Source organism: Bacillus sanguinis, assembly GCF_018332475.1.
Taxonomy (GTDB): Bacteria; Bacillota; Bacilli; order Bacillales; family Bacillaceae_G; genus Bacillus_A; species Bacillus_A sanguinis.
The window spans coordinates 1-19,483 of record NZ_BOQB01000088.1 but is presented as its reverse complement, the minus strand read 5'-3'; the positions used below and the strand labels follow the sequence as shown (position 1 = coordinate 19,483).

Sequence of the window (19,483 nt, the reverse complement as noted above, 5' to 3'; positions counted from 1 at the left end):
ACAACCTCTCTTTTCTTATATCAATTAAAATTTGAACTCTTGTCCAACTTCAAAGCTATCTTCTAATACAAGAATACCTTTTTCTTGTGGAGCATCTGGAAGCTCTAATTCACGTGCTGAGCAAATCATTCCAGAAGAAGGAACACCGCGAAGTTCAGCTGGTTTAATTAACATACCGCTTGGCATTACAGCGCCGATTTTTGCAACGACAACTTTTTGTCCTGCATCAACGTTTGGTGCGCCACATACGATTTGTAATGTTTCTGTACCGATTTCTACTTTACAGATGTTTAGCTTATCAGCATTTGGATGTTTTTCTTTTTCGGCTACATAGCCTACAACAAATTTTGGAGAAAGATCTGCTTCTACTGTTTCTTCAAAGCCGTTCTTCGCTAAAATTTCGTTAATTTTTTCTACAAGTTCTTTCGTTAACGTAAGGTTACCTGTTTCTTTTACTTCTAAGTAAGAAGATGCATGAAAGATGTTGAATCCTGCTGTTTCGTTGCTTTCACGATCGTATACGCGAGCAACATCTCCTTTGCGATCAAAAGTACGGTTCTCTAAAGTAATATCTTGTAAGGCAACAATTAGAGTGTCACCAATTCCTTCAAGGTTGTAAAAAACGTTCACTTCGTTCATCCTTTCTCTTTTCCATCTGTCTTCTTCCGATTCTTCGCTAAAATAAAGATTGGTTCAAAGTCCCCATCTTCATATACGAATGAAAGTGATGTAATCGGAACATGCCCTTCGGCAAAAAATTTCATTGTCATTTGTGCAATAATATCATAACCGATTTCGTTGACGATATCAGCAATAATTAACACATCTTGGTGAGGAACAGCAACAACCATGTCACCAGAAATCTTTTCACGCATCGATTGTAATAACGATTCATTTAAAATACGCGTCGCATCATACCCATCATTTGTGTTTAAAAAGTAGAATGTATTACCTGCTACTGTGTCTTGTTTAAATTCATAACCTAATGAGCGAGCGTTGAATAATGCCATTTCACGCACTTGTTGCTCTGTTAGTTCTAATTTCTGTAATAGACGCTCATCAATTAGTCGATATGTTTTATTTGAATCTAGCGCGTAGTAAATACGTGTTTCCGCCGTATGATCCGTCATAATAAACGGATTTCCTTCTTCTGCTTGTTTCGGGAAAGAAGTAGAGCGAATAACAGGTAAAATTTTCGCCGTGCTATTTTCCTCTTTATGCATCGCGATTAACGCTTCTTGTACGTAATAGGCAACCTCTTCAATTGCTTTTTCTTTATTCACTTCCCATTTTGCCACAACTCCTGGAAGCGATACGTTAATACCTTTTTTCGAGTCTTTCTGTTCTATACGTAGAACTTCTTTCTCGCTATCATACTGAAAGTCCCATTCTGGGCGAGATAATTTCTTCATTAACTCATCTTTCATCTTTTTACTTGTCATCTTCATTTCGTTTTCCTCCCTTCCAAAAAAATAACCTCCCCCGCGAAGGTAGAGGTTGTTTTACAATTCAATTGGCAAATTGCCTTATTTTAAACCTTCAATGAACTCTTCGATTTGCTCTTGTGTTTTACGATCTTTGTTTACATAGCGACCTGTTTCTTCACCTTTATTGTACGCTACAAAGCTCGGAATGCCAAATACGTCTAATTTTATGCATAGATCAATAAACTCATCACGATCTACATAGTAAAATGAGAAGTCACTATATTTTTCTTCTACTTCTGGCATAAATGGATCTACAAAACGGCAGTCTGGGCACCATTCTGCTGAGAACATAAAGACTACATTCTCTTCATTTTTCAATTGTTGGAATTGCTCCATGCTTTCTAATGATTTCATCTATATTTCCTCCTCTAACGAGTGCATTTTTCATGTTATAATCTTTCTTTTATACTACCATACATCGCGCACGGTGCAAGGTTTATGCTTGCTTTTCATCATACTTATATTGCCCAACAAGTAACTTAACAACGTGTACAAATAATTCCGTACGGTCGACATAATCATCTGTAAAAATACCAATCGCACCTTCGTGACTACGAATATCTTTTCTCTGTACAAACTCTTCCATCACTTCACTTAACTCCTTGCCATCTTCAAGAGGTGCTAAAAAATCATCTGGTAACTTAATACGCGCCCCGCCAGCAACAAATGTTTTACCGTCACTTGTTGCTAGCGCGCCCCAGTTACACATAAATAAACCGTGCTCCGTTCTCATTACGCCGCCCTCTAGCCCAATACCAATTTGAGCTTCTCCTTCTTGCAGCGCTCGCTTCGCTCTATTAACCGCTCCTTGCATCGTCTCTTCATCTGAAAACGGCTGGTTTGCTACCCCTGAAGGAACAGAAAGAGATGTAATTTCGACATCACTCCAAACCTTCTCCACAGCTCCAACTTTCGTTTTATTCTTCGATCCAACTACTACTTTCATTTCGTCCACCTCTATAAAAATTCATCATTCTATTCTAATATCCGCTTCAGGTACGAATTAGACATCAACCACATATCACCGAGTCATCTATTCAGCCTAAAAAAGAAAGGTTTTTCTAACAACATTACCGTCTTCGAAAACAAAAACAGCCTTCCTCTCACTTCCTACTTTTGGTCTTCATACATCATTCGAACACCAATTATGCACTGACCGCACTCACACATGGATGGGTCATCTCTCCTACCTAAAAAAAGAAAGAGCTTTTAGCCCTTTCTTCTACGCATTATTCTTAATTGTCTCTAACGTCGTTTTATCCGTTGCTCTTACAAGCTTCGTAATTAACTCTTTCGCTGCCGCATAATCATCAACATGTAAAATAGAAGCATGTGTATGAATGTAGCGCGCGCAAACGCCAATTACTGCTGATGGGATACCTGAGTTACTTGTATGTACACGGCCCGCATCTGTACCACCTTGTGAAATAAAGTATTGGTACGGAATGTTGTGTGTTTCTGCTGTATCTAAAATGAATTCGCGCATTCCTCTATGTGTTACCATCGTACGGTCGTAAATACGAAGAAGAGCACCTTTTCCTAATTGACCGAACTGCGTTTTGTCACCAGATGCATCGTTTGCTGGACTTGCATCAAGCGCATAGAAAATGTCTGGTTGAATCATATTTGCAGCAGTTTGTGCACCGCGAAGACCTACCTCTTCTTGTACAGTCGCACCAGAGTATAATGTGTTTGGTAATGTTTCGTCTTTTAATTCTTTTAGTAATTCGATTGCAAGTCCACATCCGTAACGGTTGTCCCAAGCTTTCGCCATAATTTTCTTTTCGTTTGCCATCGGCGTAAACGGGCAGATTGGCACGATTTGTTGTCCTGGTTTTACACCAATCTCAATCGCATCTTCATAGCTATCTGCACCTATATCAATTAACATATTTTTTATATCCATCGGTTTTGCACGTTGCGCGTCACTTAATAAATGAGGAGGAACAGAACCAACAACCCCAATAACAGGACCATTCTTCGTCATAACTTGTACACGTTGCGCTAATAGTACTTGGCTCCACCAGCCGCCTAACGTTTGAAAACGAAGCATTCCGTTTTTCGTAATTTGCGTAACCATGAAACCTACTTCATCCATATGACCTGCTACAAGAACACGTGGGCCAGTTTCGTCCCCTTTTTTCAGACCAAATACGCTACCTAAACCGTCTTGTACAATTTCATCCGCATATTTGCTTAATTCTTGCTTCATAAAACGGCGTACATCATGTTCGAAACCTGATGCACCTTGTAATTCTGTTAACGTACGAAATAATTGTAATGTCTCTTTATTCACGAAGTCCCCTTCTTTCAAACCTTAGTAGAATACCTCTTTTATTGTAACGAAATTTTCGAAATGTTTCTAGTTTCTTCTTTTTTAGCTGTATTTGATTTATAATTATTATCGGTACACTATTTTTATTTTATAGAATTGAGGTGAATATATGAGCTGGAAAGGTTTAGTAGCAGGTCTTGGCGTTGGATTTGCAGCTGGTTATCTTGTTGCAAACAAAGTCCAAGAACAATCCCATATTTCTTCAGAAAAAGCATTGAAAATGGTGAAACAAGCATTAAGTCATAAAGGTGAAATTACTGGCTCTTGGGTACATATGGTTCCAGAGACATTTGAAAAATATGATGTCGCATACGAAGTTTATCGCGGTGGTCTTACAACGATGTTAGATGATATACAAGAACGATTTGAATTTTTAGTTGATGCTAAAACAGGTACTGTTTTAGAGGTTATAGCAGCATAAAAAGGAGGGTTCCCATTAGGTGAACCTCTTATTTTTTAATTTTGGATAGTAATTGAAATTATATCGGCGATTTTCCGAATATATCGACTTACCGACAATAGAAAAGGAGGCTGCTGCCCCCATTTTTTATGCCTCTATACTCGTTTTCCGCTCTATCTTTTCTACAATATGCCCTTCCTCATTCCACTTTACTGCACGGTAATACGCGTCATGATAAAACGTAAACCAAGCATCGTTTTCAGTGCCGTACTTCATCCACTTTTGCTTATTTTCAATTGATGTCATCGGGTAATCATCGTATGCCATTACCCATAATACATTTTGATGGGCATGCGTCGGTAATAGGTCCGCTAAATGAAGCATCGTTTCACCTTGGCTTTCTAAAGCAATAACTGCATGTCCATCACTATGACCGCCTGTATGCGCCATTTTGATTTCATCTGTAATTTCTATTTCTTGCTGGAATGTAACAACTTGATCTACAATCGGCTCCCAATTTTCCTTCCAATATGTATTACGCGACCTGATATTTGGGTTCCTCATTTCATTCCATTCTGTTTCACTTACGTAAATTTTCGCATTCGGAAACGCTGGTACAAGGTAATCACCTTCCCATTTTGTTAAACCAGATGCATGATCAAAATGAAGATGCGTCATTAAAACATAGTGAATATCTTCAGACTTTAATCCTAGTTTTTCTAATGATCCATAAACCGATGATTCTTCTGTTACACCTTGATTTCGCTTCATCTTCTCATTTAATTTCCCATTTCCTATTCCAGAATCAATGAGCATATTTCCATCTTTCGTTTGCAAAAGTAACGGATCTGTTCGTAAATAAATATGATTTGTATCATTATGTTTGTATTTACGTGACCAAAGTACTTTCGGCACGACTCCAAACATTGCTCCTCCATCTAAATGTGTGTTCCCGCCTTTTAGCCAAGTCACTTTTATATCTCCAATTTGTAACTGTTCCATTACACATCCCCCTTTTAAATTAATATTAACATAAAATTCTGATTGTTTTAGATGTAAAAAAACCTATGCATTACTGCATAGGCTCTGTACGATATTTTGCTTCTACTCGGTAAATACGATGACCTTTACTAGAGAATTTCTCTTCGTATTCTGTCATAATGTTTCCTTCATAATCACTATTATGAAGGTCTAGGCTAAGGTAAGTTAATAACATACCATACTCAGCCATACTCATAAGAGAATATTCAAATAAACCTTGGTTATCTGTTTTGAAATGAATTTCTCCGCCTTCTACTAACACTTCTTCATAATTGTGTAAAAACGTTTTATACGTTAAACGACGCTTCGTATGACGTTTCTTTGGCCATGGATCTGAGAAGTTTAAATAAACGCGATCAATCTCACCTTTTGCAAAGAAAACTGTTAAATCTTCAGCATCTTTATTAATTAACTTTAAGTTCGGTAATTCTTCTTCAATTAATTTATCAAGTGCATCTACAACAACACTTGTGAATTTTTCAATTCCAATATAATTAATATGTGGATTCGCTTTTGCCATATCATACATAAAGCGGCCACGACCTGTACCTACTTCAATGTGAATTGGTTGTTCATTTCCAAATACTTCTTTCCAGTTACCAGCGCGCTCCTCTGGGTTTCCGATTACGATATGTGAATACTCATTAATTCGATCCATTGCATATGGTTTATGTCTTAAACGCATAGATGTTTCCCTCTCTTTACATAGCTATTTTAAAGGAATAATTCCTTCTTTCTGTTTTTAATCAATCTACCAAACAAAAAACCAAGTACGTACGAGCACTCGGTCCGTTTCTTTCAAGTATAAGATGTACCATTTTGATAAAAACTACATACAGCATTAAACATTCCATGACGAAACAGCTTTTTCTCTTACATTTCTAGGAAGAGAAAAACCATCGAAAGGATGATCCGTTCATGCCAATTAATCAACAACATCAATTAGAAGTGCTGAAAGATATTTTAGTCAATCACCAAAGTGATTGTTGCGGGACAGTTTCTGAATGCGAGCAATTAGAGCGTCTCATTCAATCGTTACTCGCAAACGATAATGTAAGTAGTGACGCTAAAGCAATGCTAAACGATGTATATTCTTATAGTCAATCGGGTAAATCTTCCTCTAATTTGGACAACCACATTTCCAATAATCAAGAACAACTTACTCAGTGGATTGCTGGAATGGACAATTTTTCTTAAGTATTACTCTGAAGCAAGTAGTTGCTGTAAATATTGATGCCAATATTCAGCTTCTGCTTGCTGCTTTTTTGTTGTGTGCCATTGAATAGACAAAATCGTTTGTGCTATTACATACCACCTCATACGCCTAAGCAGCGATTCATCCATTTCAATATCATAATATTCGAGCCACTCGCTCCATTCGTGGCGCGGAATGTACCAATATAATAACATACCGAGGTCTAGAGCTGGGTCAGCAATTACAGCTCCATCCCAATCAATTAAAAACAGCTCATCTTCATCCGACAATAGCCAGTTGTTATGGTTTACATCACAATGGCATACAACGAATTCATTGTGTTCAATATCTTTTAATGAATCCATTAAATATTGAAGGCCTTGCTGAATTGCTTCATCATCCCTTATATCTCCTCTTAAAACAAGTTGCAGTTGTTGTAATAACTCTTGTGCGTGAAGCGGTTGCTTCCCAAGTCTTTGAATCATCTGTACAAGCGCTTTAGAGGAGTGTATTTTCTTCAAAAGTTTTGCAACACGTTCCAGTTTCATATCCTCTGGCTCTAGCTTCTGTCCCGGAAGCCATTTTTGAGCAGAAATTACATCACCGTTCGTTACCCTTCTTGTCCAAAGTAATTTTGGAACAATTCCTTCTGCTGACAATACCGCTAAAAAGGGCGATGTATTCCGCTTTAAAAATAACTTCTGTTGTCCGTTTTGCGCAATATATGCATCGCCCGTTACTCCACCAGCCGGTACAAGACTCCACTCTTTTCCTAATAATTGTTCCAACCATTCCATATTCATTACCCGTTAACAAATCCTTATCTTTTATAGTTATGAAAAGAAAAACCGCAACATTTCTACACATGTTGTGGATTCATATATTTTACTGTAAATGAAAAGAAAACTTGGCATAAGCCAAAAACTCTCTATTTTATTTTACAAAACCAGTCATAGAATGACAACTTAACAAAATCGTCACCTTTGTCAATTCTACATTTATTACATTCTCATCGTCAAGTAGCGATTTGTCACATTATCGTCAATATATACGTGCTAATTGGAGCCAGCCTAAGTTCCTTTCCTCTAAATGAAGAAATTGGCTCTATTTTCGCTTGCTTTTCGTTTACTAACACATGCCACGTTTCTTCTTTCGGAAGTTGCACCGTTTTAGCTTCTAAACCGCTATTAAATAAAACGACAATCTCTTTCCACGGTCCAAACGATTCTACATGTTCTAGTTGATATGCAAGTACTTCTGGAGATGTTTGCAAAAAATTCATGTGCTTTTTTATAAGATCTGCGTTTTGTAATCGGAATGCTCCGTGCTCTTTGCGAATTGCAATTAAACCTTTTATATAGTTAACAGTCTCTATCTCTTTCTCTTTTTGATCCCAATCTAATTGATTAATTTCATCATTTGCATTATAACTATTTTCATTTCCTTGCTTCGTACGATAAAACTCTTGCCCAGCATGTAAGAAAGGAATGCCTTGCGAAAGAATCACCATTGCGCTCGCTAGAAGGTGCCGTTTTTTCAAAATCTCTTCTGGCTCTTCATTACTGCGCATTAGTTTATCCCACATCGTCATATTGTCATGACATTCTACATAGTTAATGCTTTGCACAGGCTCTAAAAACAGACCTGTTTCTTTCATACTCAACAGGCTTCCTGATGCTATATATTGCAAATGATTACAATCTACATACCCACCAAATGCAAAACCACGTTTATTTATATGAAAGGTACTTCCTTTTATCCCATCACGAAATTGATCATTAAATTGCGCGATATGCGGCATTGTCTTTGCATTATTTAAAGTTGCTTTTTCTTCGGCAGGAAGTGGTGTTTGTAGATCCCACCCTTCTCCTAATAACAATACATCTCGCTTTATGTTCCGCACTTCTTTTTCTATTATATTCATTGTATCAACATCTAAAATTCCCATTAAATCGAACCGGAATCCATCAACATTGTATTCAGTAAGCCAATATAAAATAGACTCTACAATAAATTTCCGCATCATTTTCCGTTCAGATGCTATATCATTCCCGACTCCCGTCCCATTAGAAGGCATACCATCTTCACCATGACGAAAATAATATCCTGGGACGAGCTTTTCAAATGATGATAGCTCTCTTTCATACACATGATTATATACAACATCTACAATCACCCTTATGCCGTGCTCATGAAATGTTTCAATCAATTGTTTGCACTCTACTATCCTGTTATACGGGTCAGATGCGTTTGTAGCATAATATCCCGTCGGTGCGTTGTAATATAATGGATTGTAACCCCAATTATAGGCAGAGGAAGGATTCGCCTCATCTACACCACCAAAACAATATAAAGGTAATAATTCAACATGTGTAACACCCAAATCTTTTATGTGAGACAAGCCTGTTAACGTCCCGTTTCGCCCTGTTGTTCCTTCTTCCATTAGCCCCTTATATGTTCCTTTTTTATTCACTCCACTGCCCTGATGAATAGTAGCATCACGAATATGCAGTTCATACAATATGGCATCTGTCATTGCCTGTAATGGTGGTAATTGCTCTCGCTTTGTTACATTTGTCTTTTTCAAATCGATAACAACGCCGTACTTCCCGTTTACTGTCACTGACTTTGCATAAGGATCCACAGCTTCATTCCATATTAAATTAATACAAACAAGAAATGTATACTTTGCTCCGGCTAAATCGCCTTGTAATGTATGAGTCCAAACTCCATTTTCTCCTCTATACATTTCATGATCGGTATATTCTTTATCACTTTTATACACCCTTACTTTCGCAAGCCTCGCAGTTGGAGCCCATACTTTAAATATCGTTTCCTCTTTTTGATACACAGCCCCTAAATCTGTACCTTCGTAATAATACTTTTCATCGAAAATCGCTGTCCTTATGACAGCACCTATTTGTAAATCGGTTTCTTCATTCCGTTCATCTCGTACTGTATAATACTTCCCCACATCTAGCGGCTCTTCTATGAAGCACTCATACTTCGTTGCATCCGGAAGCGCAATCGTATGAGAAATCGGTAAATCTTTCACGTTACTTCCTTCTTGCAAACGAAATGTCCGACTTGTTCCATACGCATGTGGGAGCAAAATTGTAATTTTATTCATTTCATCTAAATAGGCATCAAATGGACGTTTTACTTTCAACATAAAAAAATCACCATCATTCTTAAAGTTAAATGAAACGAGCTGCAAATGATAAGGCTTTTCTTATCAGCAAGGCTCTATACAGTAACACATTATTCTCTATAGTATATTCACCTGTATAAAAAACGTTTTCATACATTCTATTTTTGTAATTTTATTTCAGCAATTGCTTTATACTTCGGTGTCTCCTTCACGTGAGATTCGTATAAAGCAATCGTATCCGCTTGAAATGATATTTCAGGCACTTCTTTTATATGTTCTAAATCAAACTTCTCTTCTCCTACCCATTTACGAGCAACAGTAATATGCGGATGATACGGGCGCGTTTCTAAAGAAAATCCATTCCCTTCACAAATAGCTTGTACTTGCTTTTGTAATGGAAACAAATCTTGATTCTCGCTTACCTTTGCCCAAAAAATACGCGGCCTGTCTTCCATACCGAACGTTGAAAATCCTTGTAATGTGAACGATAGTTCTTTCTTTTCTATAAGTATTTGTAATCCATTCTTTATTCCTTCTAGTTGTTCCTCTGTCGCACTACCTAAAAATGAAAGGGTAATATGATAGTCTTCTTTATGTACCCACGAACGAAATGGTAATTCCTCCTGCATTTCCTCTCTATAGTTAGACAGCACTTCTTTTATATGATTTGGTAACGTGATTGCGACAAAATAATGCAGCTCCATGTACATCTTCGCCTTCTTTCTATTGTTGCTTTTCTTTCTTATCTCATTCCATTAAAAAGAATCAACCTTCCTTTAAAAGTCTAACCAAGTTAAGGTCGCGTTAATAAATGAAATTACATCGAAATTTCGACAAGGAATATCGACTTAACAACAAACGATACATAACAGAAAACCGTCCCAAAATATGTATCGGGACGGCCTCTTATTATTTATATATCCATTATTTCGCTAATTCATGAATTGCTTGAGCATAAATCGCCGTCGCTTTTAATAAATCTTCAATTTCAATGTACTCGTCTTTTTGATGCGCAAGTTCTTCTTTTCCAGGGAATAACGGGCCAAATGCAACACCAGCTTTTAATGAACGAGCGTAAGTACCGCCGCCGATTGCTAATAGTTCCGCTTTCTCGCCTGTTTGTTCTTCGTATACACGTTGCAGCGTACGAATTAACACGTGATCTTTATCGACGTGATGCGGGCGAGAGTTTGAATAATCCGCTACTTCAAATCCATGAGTACCAACGTATTCTTTTAACTTCGCAATCATCTCTTCAAAGTTAGTCGTAACTGGGTAACGTACGTTTAATCCTAAATTGCCACCATTTTCTTTCGTATAAGAAAGGCGACCAACATTCACTGTTAATGGACCACTAATATCATCTTTATAAGAAATACCAGCTTTCTCTCCTAAAATATCTTCTGTAAATGTTTCTGTTACAAACGATGCAAACGAAGCACCTTTTCCATCAAGAGCAACTTTCGTTAAGAAGTTTGCCAGTAATAAACCTGCATTCTCACCCTTCTCCGGAGTAGATCCGTGAGCAGAAATCCCTTTAATTTGAAATGTTACTGTATTACCTTCTACAATTGCTTCACCTATTTTTTTAGCAGTTTGTAAATACTCTTCATATGCTACTGTAAGTGCATTTACATCTTCTCCTGTAATAATCGCTTCTGCAAAATCAGGAACCATATTTAAACGGCGACCTGATTCAAATGAAACAAGTTCGTATGTACCTTTCTTCTCTTCACTACCACTTTGCACAACTTGTATATCAGAAATTCCTTTTTCTGCATTAATAATTGGAAAATCCGCGTCTGGCGCAAAACCGATTGTTGGCATTTCTTCGTTTTTAAAGTAGTGATCTACACATTTCCAATTGCTTTCCTCATCTGTTCCTAGAATCATACGAACGCGTTTTGAAAGAGGTAAACCTAATTCTTTCACAATTTTCATCGCATAATAAGCTGCCATCGTTGGGCCTTTATCGTCAATTGCACCACGTGCAAAAATCTTTCCTTCGCGAATATCTGCACTATATGCAGGAGTCGTCCATCCGTCTCCTTCTGGTACAACGTCAACGTGACAAAGAATACCTACCAAATCTTCTCCTTGTCCCATTTCAAGATGACCTGCATATCCTTCTAAATTTTTAGAAGTAAAACCTTCTGTTTCCCCTTTATGTAACATGAAAGATAAAGCTTTTTCTACACCTTCACCGAATGGTGCGCCCTCTTTCGCCGATTCTTCTTCCCATACACTTTTAATTTGTAAAAATTGTTGTGTATCACGAATTAAAGCATCTTTTCGTTTTGCAACTTCTTCTGTCCAATTAATCGCTGACATCACGCATCCATCCTTCACTATATTGTTTCTTTCATCATAACAAACCGAAATCTCTTATGCTATACACGAAACCTAAATACCGAACAATTGTAATATTTCAGATATTTCCCACTAGTTTTTCTTTTATTTTTTCAAAAAAATTTGCAGGAATTTGGCGTTTTACGTAGAATTTTATGAGTTAGTTGACTGACCATATATACAATGTCAACTACCAATATTTTTCTATATGAATATTTGTTAAACTTTTGTAAAATTTAAGTAGATTAAAGCATGAATTTTATCATGTAGAGTACAATGGTAGTAACGACCTTCTTTCCTGAATGGGGTCAAAAAAACTAGTAGAGGAGTGGTTTTCTCTTGAAACCTACAACTACTCGTATGCTAACACGCATTAAATCAATTTATATGTACATCAATGAAAACGGAACGGTAACGACGAAAGACCTTGTAGATGAGTTCGGGATCACACCGCGAACGATACAACGTGATCTAAATGTGTTGCAGTTTAATGAACTCGTGTATAGCCCTTGCCGCGGTAAGTGGACAACAACAGGAAAGAAAGTGAGAATGACCTCATAATGAAAAAATAATTGTATGTAAATAAATACATACCCCTTTCTAACTCATTAGAAAGGGGTCTTTTCTGCGCCTAAAAACAGCACTATTTCTCAGTATCTACTTGATATGTTTTTAACATTTCTACTTCTTCATCCGATAACTCTCGGTATTGTCCAAGCTCTAGCTCTTCATCTAATACTAACGGTCCCATCTCTGTTCTCTTTAGGTAGACTACTTTTTTCCCTACCGCTTCAAACATACGCTTCACTTGATGGAACTTTCCTTCTGTAATAACAAGCTCGATTTCAGAAATATCATCGCTTTTTAATATTGTAAGTGCACCTGGCTTTGTTTCATAGCCATCATCTAAAATAACACCTTTAGCAAACTCTTTTACATCCTCTTCTGTTACGACTCCTGCAACGTGTGCATAATATTTTTTCGGCACATGCTTTTTCGGAGATAACAATTGATGTGATAACTTCCCATCATTTGTTATCAATAAGAAACCTTCCGTATCAATATCAAGTCTTCCAACTGGGAACGGATCAAAGATTGCATCTTCTAACTCTAATAAATCTATTACTGTTTCATGATTATCATCTTCTGTTGCTGAAATAACACCTTGTGGTTTATGCATCATTAAGTAAACAAACTCTTTATATTCCACAACTTCACCGTGAATCATAACTTCTTGCTCTTCTACATTTACATGAACCTTTGCATCTTTCACTGGCGTTCCATCAATTTTCACAACGCCGTCTTTCAATAATTTCTTTACTTCTTTTCTACTTCCATATCCCATATTCGCTAATAATTTATCTAATCTCACGCTTTTCACCTTCTTTTTTTATCATAGAAAAGGGGACGTAATTACGCCCCTTTTGATTTCAACTTTATTTTGAATCTATTGCCAAGTTTACGTTGGATTTTCTCTAACGCTTCTCCACCAAATACTCTTTCAAGTACTCCCGTGCGGATCGCTAACAATACGTAAACAAGACCACCGATACCTGCACAAATCGCAACTGTAATAAGAGCACCCATTCGGCCATCAGGCGAAATCATAAAGGATAGAATCCATTGTGATAACTTTACAGTAACGACCATTACAAGTGTTAATACCGCAATTTGGAATGTTCTCTTATATACAACACCAAATGAATAATGTACATGTTTTTTGATTTGTCTATTCGTATACCATACGGAAGCTAAGAATCCGACTGCTGTTGCTAAAATTGCTCCAACTGTACCGAAATAACGAATAAAGATTACGTTACATACGAATTTCAAAATAACACCCATAATAAGCGCGACAATCGCATGTTTTTGTTGATTGATTCCTTGCAGAATTGCTGCTGTTACTGTAAATAAAGCGAATAACAACGCAACCGGTGCATACCACATTAACACTTGTCCACCTAATGGATCTGAGTCATAGAACGCAGTATAAATTGGATATGCAAGTGTTGAAATACCGACAACTGCTGGCAATGTTAAGAACATATTTGCCTGGAATGTTTGTGTAATTTGTAACTTTAAATAACAGTATTGTTTTTCAGTAAATGATTTTGTAATCGCTGGTACAAGCGTTAAACTAAACGCTGTTGCAAGCGATACAGGAATCATAATTAATTTATGCGTCCACATTGTGAAAATACCAAGCGCTCGTTCTGCGATATCACCTTGACCAATCGCTTGCATAATTGAGTTAAATGTCAATGTATCAATTTGTTGATATAAAGGAATTGTTAACCCAATGACAACGTAAGGAATCGCATATGCAAATAATTCTTTAAATAATTGAACGGTACTCACTGTCGATTCTGGTACAGTTTGTTCAATTAAATATTGATCCAAATGTTTTTTACGTTTTAACCAGTACCAAATGAGTACACCGAGTGCTCCAACTGCTGAAACGAACGCAGCAAATGTCGCTACCCCAACTGCTGTTGCAACTGTACCGCCAAGTACTTTAATAACGATAAAACTACCCGCTAATAAAAAGACGATACGAATAATTTGTTCAATAATTTGCGAAACAGTAGTCGGTCCCATAGATTGGTGACCTTGGAAATAACCACGAATTAAACTCGCTGCTGGTACAACAATAAGTGCAAAACTTACAAGACGAATAATCGTCGTAACTTCTTCTACATTACTGTGTATACTTTGTTTACCAAGCATTGCTTCTGCAAACAGTGGCGCCGACATATATAGAACTAGGAACGAAAGAACTCCAGTTACTATCATCATAACCATTCCCGAGCGGAACATTCTCCGGCTCGTTTTATAATCGCCAAGCGCATTATATTTGGAAACAAATTTCGAAACAGCAAGCGGCACCCCTGCCGTTGCGATACTTAAAAAGATCGTATATGGAATGTATCCATATGTATAGAGCGTTCCGCCTTCTGTACCTACTAACGCATGAAACGGAAAGACGTAAATCATGCCTAAGAACTTTACTAAAAATGTCCCTAGCGTAACAATAAGCGTTCCGCGCAGAAATTTCGAATCGGACATACAAAAATCCTCCTACATCTACATAAAGTGAAACTATAATTACTTGAACTATTCGAGCATTCGAGAGCTATTAGACCTCCCCTAACTCTTAAGGTTTTCGTCTTATGGCCCACAAATAGCAAGATCGTGCTGAACTCTAACTTTTGTATTGTACCACAATTCTCTCCTTAAGCAGTACTTCCCCCTATTTTTCTTTTAAGGGAAAACATGCTATTCTTTTAGGCAGGAAATGTAGAAAATGAGGTCGATATATTATGCATTATGATGTTATTGTCATCGGCGGTGGGCCTTCTGGGCTAATGGCTGCAATCGGTGCCGCAGAAGAAGGCGCAAGCGTCTTACTTCTTGATAAAGGAAATAAACTTGGACGTAAACTCGCGATTTCTGGTGGTGGCCGTTGTAACGTAACGAACCGCTTACCACTTGATGAAATCGTTAAACATATACCAGGAAATGGCCGCTTCTTATACAGCGCTTTTTCTATTTTCAATAATGAAGACATTATTACATTCTTCGAAAATCTTGGTGTAAAACTGAAAGAAGAGGATCATGGCCGCATGTTCCCGGTATCAAATAAAGCACAATCGGTCGTAGACGCACTTTTAACACGATTAAGAGATTTAGGTGTAAAAATCCGTACGAATACACCTGTTGAGACAATTGAATATGAGAACGGTCAAACGAAAGCAGTTGTACTACAAACAGGCGAAGTGTTAGATACAAATCATGTCGTTATCGCTGTTGGCGGAAAATCAGTTCCTCAAACTGGTTCTACTGGAGACGGATATGCTTGGGCTGAAAAAGCTGGTCATACAATTACAGAATTATTCCCAACAGAAGTACCAATCCTTTCAAATGAACCATTTATTCGAGACCGTTCATTGCAAGGACTCGCTTTACGAGACGTAAACTTAAGTGTATTAAATCCGAAAGGAAAAGCTATCATTTCTCACAAAATGGACATGCTCTTCACTCATTTCGGCTTATCTGGTCCTGCTGCTCTTCGATGTAGCCAATTCGTTGTAAAAGCACTGAAGAAATTCAAAACGAATACAGTGCAGATGAGCATTGATGCATTGCCAGAAGAAAATAGTGAACAACTATTCCAGCGCATGCTAAAACAAATGAAGGAAGAACCGAAAAAAGGAATTAAAAACGTGTTAAAAGGTTATGTTCCTGAGCGTTACTTCCTATTCTTATTAGAAAAAAATGAAATTGACGGTAGCGAACAAGCTGGACAAGTTTCTAACGAAAAGATTCGTGCACTTGTGAAAGACTTTAAAGAATTTACAGTGAATGTAAATGGTACGCAGTCAATTGAAAAAGCATTCGTTACTGGCGGCGGTGTATCCGTTAAAGAAATTAACCCGAAAGAAATGTCTTCTAAATTCACGAACGGCTTATATTTCTGCGGAGAAGTTCTTGATATTCACGGTTATACTGGCGGCTACAACATTACATCCGCTCTCGTTACTGGTAGAATTGCCGGAACGACAGCTGGAGAAAACGCGAAAATGTAATAAAAAAAAGAAACAGGGCTTCCTGTTTCTTTTTTTTATGTATATGAAATTATATAGGTGATTACCCCATTATATCGACTTACCGAAGAAGAACGCCCAATCCCTTCATGCTTTTTTGTTGCTTTATATACCTTAGTACCTTTATATTTTATATTGTTGAATATTTGAAAAAGGGTAAGGGGAAAACATATGAGAAAAAAAGTCATGATGTCTTTAATGCTAATGACGTTTCTTTCTGCGGTAGAAGGAACGATTGTTAGTACAGCAATCCCTCGTATAACGAGTGATTTGTCAGGCGTCGAACTTGTTAGTTGGGTATATGCAATTTATATGCTTGCAACAGCAGTCTCGACTCCAATATACGGAAAGCTTGCTGATTTATTTGGCCGTAAAAAAGTCTTACTTATCGGAGCTACAATCTTTTTAGTCGGTTCTGCACTTTGCGGAGTCGTTACATCAATGGAACAATTAATTTTCTTCCGCGCTCTTCAAGGTATTGGTGCTGGTGCTGTCATGCCGATCACAATGACAATTATTGGAGACCTATATAGCGAAGCGAAAGACCGCGCGAAAGCACAAGGCTGGATGAGTGCCGTTTGGGGTGTATCTGGTGTTATAGGACCGTTAGTAGGTGGATTTTTAGTTGATTCCCTATCTTGGCGCTATATTTTCTTCTTAAATGTTCCATTTGGAATTATTGCTTGCTTAATGATTGCCATTTATTACAAAGAATCTATTAAGCCTGCCAAGCACCATATCGACTATCTTGGTGCAACAGTTTTCTCACTAAGTACAATCGCTCTACTATATGCATTATTAACAGGTAGCAGTAAGCAAAACTGGGGAGACATTACAATTATCGGCCTATTAATCTTTGCCGTCGTTTCATTCATTATTTTCTTATTCATCGAGAAAAAATCTCCGGAACCATTAATTCCGCTAGCACTTTTCTCTAACCGTACATTATCTACGATAAACATATTAACGCTTATTGCTGGCGCAATGATCATTAGTATTACAATGTACCTTCCAATTTGGAGCCAAGGTGTATTAGGAAAAAATGCAACGGAAGCTGGACTTATTTTAATGCCAATCCCTGTTATGTGGACATTTGGCGCTATTTTCTCCGGTAACTTAGTAGGCAAATTAAAAACGAAACAAATCATTTTACTTGGAGCTAGCATTTTATCAGTCGCTACGTTCCTATTATTTACATTATCAACAAATTCACCATCGTTCCTTATTTATGTAGCAGTCGGATTATTCGGCTTAGGAATGGGGCTTGTGACACCAATTTATATGGTAACAATTCAAGCAGCCGTACCAGCACATACACGCGGAACAGCCGTTGGTTTAAACACTTTTATTAATACATTTAGTCAAACGTTAGGTGCTGCAATATTCGGTACAATTTTCAATACGATGATTCACGCACGTGGTATTAAAAACCTTGATCTTGTATCTGGCGGACACGGCGGAACTACAGCAAATGTAGCAACTGAATCACAATCCGCATTAGCAGCAAGTGTACACGTCATTTATATGAGCACTTTCGTATTAGCAGTATGTACATTAATTATCGCTTGGCTCTTATTAAAACCAGCTACACAAACAAGTGAGCAACAGTAAAAAAGGATGACCATCTTGGTCATCCTTTTTATATAAAACCTATTCTTCATTCTCCACAAGATGTTTCAGCATGGACAATTTATTATCCCAAAAACGTTCATAATATGAGAGCCACTGCTGTAATTCCTCTAATGGTTCTGGATGCAAGCGATATATCTTCTCTCTTCCGCTTTTTCTTCCGCTTACTAAATTCGCTTCTGAAAGAATATGAAGGTGCTTTACAACCGCAGTACGACTCATCGGAAAATGATCCGTTATTTTGGAAATTGGTAACTCTTTGTCACTTAATAACCGTATTACTTCTCGGCGGGTTGGATCAGCAATTGCTTGAAATACATCATATTTCGCTGCCGATGAGGACACTTAGCCTTCGACAACCTTTTTCAGTTTTTCATTTACAATCGCTACCCAGCCACCGCTCATTCTATCGCGAATAATAGAACTCTTCGCATTCGCTTTCGGAAGAATTTCATCAGGATGTTTCCAGCCGCCGTGAATTAACGTAAATTCTGTTTTATTATCTCCTAGGTCTTTCAGATTAAATGAAACAACCCAGCCATCTGTATCCCATGAGAAAGATAGGTGGTTTGGCTCATCGATTTCTAACACTTTACATAGTGATGGCCCAAATGGTGATTGCACATGAAATTCATGTCCTACCTCTAATACAAAATCATTTGGCATAAACCATGACGCAATCCCTTCTGCAGTTGATACTACATTCCACACTTTTTGAATAGACGCGTTAAAAACGATCGTTTGTTTAATATCAGTTAATGTATGTTGTTGTTCCATTTTCATTCTGCTACTAAAAATATAGACAAATGAATATTCTTAGAGTATTCCTGCTTCTACGTGCCCTGCCTCGCTAATCACTCTTGCTACTACAGTTTGCTGTGACACTCCACAGGCGTAAATTCCGATGTAGCCCACCGTACATATATACAATCTATTTACGTTAGTATTGTATATTTTTTTGCTTGTAAAAGGTTGATTGACGCATTTAAATCTCTATCTATTACATTGCCACATTCACATGTATATACTCGGTCAGACAGCTTTAAATCCGACCTTTTTTGACCGCAACATGAACATATTTTAGAAGATGGATAGAATCTGTCCGCTTGCCGTAGTTCAATTCCATATTCCCTACATTTCGTTGATAATAATGTTTTAAAAGCATAAAAACATTGTTGTGCTACAGCTTTAGATAGATGTTTGTTCTTCATCATACCTTTCACATTCAAATCTTCTACTGTAATAAACGTTGGCTTGGTTTTCACCACATCATTTACAATAGACTTTACATA

Annotated in this window: 21 protein-coding genes; 5 read left to right on the top strand and 16 right to left on the bottom strand. The window is 37.4% G+C overall.

The features are described from left to right. Positions 1–24 precede the first annotated feature (24 nt). The 5 genes from ytpR to KI369_RS11675 all read right to left on the bottom strand — a co-directional run bounded on the left by ytpR (position 25) and on the right by KI369_RS11675 (position 3,783). A complete protein-coding gene (gene ytpR / locus KI369_RS11695) occupies positions 25–639 on the bottom strand; it encodes a YtpR family tRNA-binding protein (RefSeq protein ID WP_212956039.1) in 615 nt (204 codons plus the stop codon). Next, positions 636–1,448 carry a DUF1444 domain-containing protein gene (locus KI369_RS11690; RefSeq protein WP_212956038.1) on the bottom strand — a complete coding sequence of 271 codons (813 nt, stop codon included), beginning with the start codon at positions 1,446–1,448 and terminating at the stop codon, positions 636–638. The genes ytpR and KI369_RS11690 overlap by 4 nt, the downstream gene beginning before the upstream one ends. Before the next feature lie 78 nt (positions 1,449–1,526). Continuing rightward, the gene (locus KI369_RS11685; RefSeq protein ID WP_046958699.1) at positions 1,527–1,841 is read right to left on the bottom strand and encodes a thioredoxin family protein; all 315 of its coding nucleotides are present in this window, start codon (positions 1,839–1,841) and stop codon (positions 1,527–1,529) included. An 82-nt stretch (positions 1,842–1,923) separates the two neighbouring features. After that, on the bottom strand, positions 1,924–2,433 hold the full coding sequence (locus KI369_RS11680) for a DUF84 family protein (protein WP_212956037.1): 510 nt from the start codon (positions 2,431–2,433) through the stop codon (positions 1,924–1,926). A gap of 276 nt (positions 2,434–2,709) precedes the next feature. Then, positions 2,710–3,783, bottom strand: coding sequence for a M42 family metallopeptidase (locus KI369_RS11675; protein ID WP_212956036.1), 1,074 nt, complete (start codon positions 3,781–3,783; stop codon positions 2,710–2,712). Positions 3,784–3,931: 148 nt separating this feature from the next. On the opposite strand from KI369_RS11675, the gene KI369_RS11670 reads away from it, so the two are divergent. Beyond that, positions 3,932–4,243 (top strand): PepSY domain-containing protein, encoded by a 312-nt coding sequence (locus KI369_RS11670; protein WP_000118541.1) that lies wholly within the window; start codon positions 3,932–3,934, stop codon positions 4,241–4,243. 126 nt (positions 4,244–4,369) lie between these two features. Here KI369_RS11670 and KI369_RS11665 read toward each other — a convergent pair whose 3' ends face one another. Together KI369_RS11665 and trmB are read right to left on the bottom strand one after the other, a co-directional pair. Further along, complete coding sequence (locus tag KI369_RS11665; RefSeq protein ID WP_212956035.1) at positions 4,370–5,224, bottom strand: YtnP family quorum-quenching lactonase; 855 nt, start codon at positions 5,222–5,224, stop codon at positions 4,370–4,372. Between the two features lie 70 nt (positions 5,225–5,294). Next, positions 5,295–5,948 carry a tRNA (guanosine(46)-N7)-methyltransferase TrmB gene (gene trmB, locus KI369_RS11660; RefSeq protein ID WP_212956034.1) on the bottom strand — a complete coding sequence of 218 codons (654 nt, stop codon included), beginning with the start codon at positions 5,946–5,948 and terminating at the stop codon, positions 5,295–5,297. Positions 5,949–6,181: 233 nt separating this feature from the next. Between trmB and KI369_RS11655 the strand changes: the two genes are divergently transcribed. Beyond that, positions 6,182–6,460 carry a YtzH-like family protein gene (locus KI369_RS11655; RefSeq protein WP_016118745.1) on the top strand — a complete coding sequence of 93 codons (279 nt, stop codon included), beginning with the start codon at positions 6,182–6,184 and terminating at the stop codon, positions 6,458–6,460. Between the two features lie 3 nt (positions 6,461–6,463). Here the strand turns inward: KI369_RS11655 and KI369_RS11650 are convergent, their stop codons facing one another. The 4 genes from KI369_RS11650 to pepV form a co-directional block, all read right to left on the bottom strand. Further along, positions 6,464–7,261: a phosphotransferase family protein gene (locus tag KI369_RS11650; RefSeq protein WP_002073294.1), complete on the bottom strand. Its 798-nt coding sequence runs from the start codon at positions 7,259–7,261 to the stop codon at positions 6,464–6,466. A 227-nt stretch (positions 7,262–7,488) separates the two neighbouring features. Then, entirely contained in the window at positions 7,489–9,630 is a 2,142-nt protein-coding gene (pulA, locus tag KI369_RS11645) for a type I pullulanase (protein WP_212956033.1), read from the bottom strand. 137 nt (positions 9,631–9,767) lie between these two features. Continuing rightward, the gene (gene thpR / locus KI369_RS11640; RefSeq protein ID WP_212956032.1) at positions 9,768–10,313 is read right to left on the bottom strand and encodes an RNA 2',3'-cyclic phosphodiesterase; all 546 of its coding nucleotides are present in this window, start codon (positions 10,311–10,313) and stop codon (positions 9,768–9,770) included. A gap of 220 nt (positions 10,314–10,533) precedes the next feature. Then, the gene (pepV, locus tag KI369_RS11635; RefSeq protein WP_212956031.1) at positions 10,534–11,940 is read right to left on the bottom strand and encodes a dipeptidase PepV; all 1,407 of its coding nucleotides are present in this window, start codon (positions 11,938–11,940) and stop codon (positions 10,534–10,536) included. A 357-nt stretch (positions 11,941–12,297) separates the two neighbouring features. On the opposite strand from pepV, the gene KI369_RS11630 reads away from it, so the two are divergent. Then, the gene (locus KI369_RS11630) at positions 12,298–12,519 is read left to right on the top strand and encodes a DeoR family transcriptional regulator (RefSeq protein ID WP_000805512.1); all 222 of its coding nucleotides are present in this window, start codon (positions 12,298–12,300) and stop codon (positions 12,517–12,519) included. A gap of 82 nt (positions 12,520–12,601) precedes the next feature. On the opposite strand, the gene KI369_RS11625 is transcribed toward KI369_RS11630, so the two are convergent. Both KI369_RS11625 and KI369_RS11620 read right to left on the bottom strand, forming a co-directional pair. Then, on the bottom strand, positions 12,602–13,330 hold the full coding sequence (locus KI369_RS11625; protein ID WP_097950408.1) for a pseudouridine synthase: 729 nt from the start codon (positions 13,328–13,330) through the stop codon (positions 12,602–12,604). Positions 13,331–13,371: 41 nt separating this feature from the next. Next, the gene (locus KI369_RS11620; protein WP_212956030.1) at positions 13,372–15,024 is read right to left on the bottom strand and encodes a putative polysaccharide biosynthesis protein; all 1,653 of its coding nucleotides are present in this window, start codon (positions 15,022–15,024) and stop codon (positions 13,372–13,374) included. A 254-nt stretch (positions 15,025–15,278) separates the two neighbouring features. Here KI369_RS11620 and KI369_RS11615 point away from each other — a divergent pair, with 254 nt between their 5' ends. Further along, entirely contained in the window at positions 15,279–16,544 is a 1,266-nt protein-coding gene (locus KI369_RS11615; protein WP_212956029.1) for a BaiN/RdsA family NAD(P)/FAD-dependent oxidoreductase, read from the top strand. Positions 16,545–16,733: 189 nt separating this feature from the next. Continuing rightward, positions 16,734–18,173, top strand: a complete 1,440-nt coding sequence (locus tag KI369_RS11610; RefSeq protein WP_212956028.1) for an MDR family MFS transporter — start codon at positions 16,734–16,736, stop codon at positions 18,171–18,173. 39 nt (positions 18,174–18,212) lie between these two features. Here KI369_RS11610 and KI369_RS11605 read toward each other — a convergent pair whose 3' ends face one another. From KI369_RS11605 to KI369_RS11595, 3 genes are all read right to left on the bottom strand, one after another. Next, positions 18,213–18,536 carry an ArsR/SmtB family transcription factor gene (locus tag KI369_RS11605; RefSeq protein ID WP_212956027.1) on the bottom strand — a complete coding sequence of 108 codons (324 nt, stop codon included), beginning with the start codon at positions 18,534–18,536 and terminating at the stop codon, positions 18,213–18,215. Then, positions 18,537–18,968, bottom strand: a complete 432-nt coding sequence (locus KI369_RS11600; protein ID WP_212956026.1) for an SRPBCC family protein — start codon at positions 18,966–18,968, stop codon at positions 18,537–18,539. A gap of 158 nt (positions 18,969–19,126) precedes the next feature. Further along, on the bottom strand, positions 19,127–19,483 hold a 357-nt coding region (locus KI369_RS11595), incomplete at its 5' end, for an RNA-guided endonuclease InsQ/TnpB family protein (protein WP_212956025.1).

Coding starts and splice junctions, on each gene's coding strand:
- KI369_RS11600 (WP_212956026.1), bottom strand. CDS start 18,968: ATGGAACAACAACATACATTAACTGATATTAAACAAACGATCGTTTTT.
- trmB (WP_212956034.1), bottom strand. CDS start 5,948: ATGCGTTTAAGACATAAACCATATGCAATGGATCGAATTAATGAGTAT.
- KI369_RS11620 (WP_212956030.1), bottom strand. CDS start 15,024: ATGTCCGATTCGAAATTTCTGCGCGGAACGCTTATTGTTACGCTAGGG.
- KI369_RS11670 (WP_000118541.1), top strand. CDS start 3,932: ATGAGCTGGAAAGGTTTAGTAGCAGGTCTTGGCGTTGGATTTGCAGCT.
- KI369_RS11665 (WP_212956035.1), bottom strand. CDS start 5,224: ATGGAACAGTTACAAATTGGAGATATAAAAGTGACTTGGCTAAAAGGC.
- KI369_RS11680 (WP_212956037.1), bottom strand. CDS start 2,433: ATGAAAGTAGTAGTTGGATCGAAGAATAAAACGAAAGTTGGAGCTGTG.
- KI369_RS11655 (WP_016118745.1), top strand. CDS start 6,182: ATGCCAATTAATCAACAACATCAATTAGAAGTGCTGAAAGATATTTTA.
- KI369_RS11615 (WP_212956029.1), top strand. CDS start 15,279: ATGCATTATGATGTTATTGTCATCGGCGGTGGGCCTTCTGGGCTAATG.
- ytpR (WP_212956039.1), bottom strand. CDS start 639: ATGAACGAAGTGAACGTTTTTTACAACCTTGAAGGAATTGGTGACACT.
- pulA (WP_212956033.1), bottom strand. CDS start 9,630: ATGTTGAAAGTAAAACGTCCATTTGATGCCTATTTAGATGAAATGAAT.
- KI369_RS11685 (WP_046958699.1), bottom strand. CDS start 1,841: ATGAAATCATTAGAAAGCATGGAGCAATTCCAACAATTGAAAAATGAA.
- KI369_RS11650 (WP_002073294.1), bottom strand. CDS start 7,261: ATGAATATGGAATGGTTGGAACAATTATTAGGAAAAGAGTGGAGTCTT.
- pepV (WP_212956031.1), bottom strand. CDS start 11,940: ATGTCAGCGATTAATTGGACAGAAGAAGTTGCAAAACGAAAAGATGCT.
- thpR (WP_212956032.1), bottom strand. CDS start 10,313: ATGGAGCTGCATTATTTTGTCGCAATCACGTTACCAAATCATATAAAA.
- KI369_RS11610 (WP_212956028.1), top strand. CDS start 16,734: ATGAGAAAAAAAGTCATGATGTCTTTAATGCTAATGACGTTTCTTTCT.
- KI369_RS11690 (WP_212956038.1), bottom strand. CDS start 1,448: ATGAAGATGACAAGTAAAAAGATGAAAGATGAGTTAATGAAGAAATTA.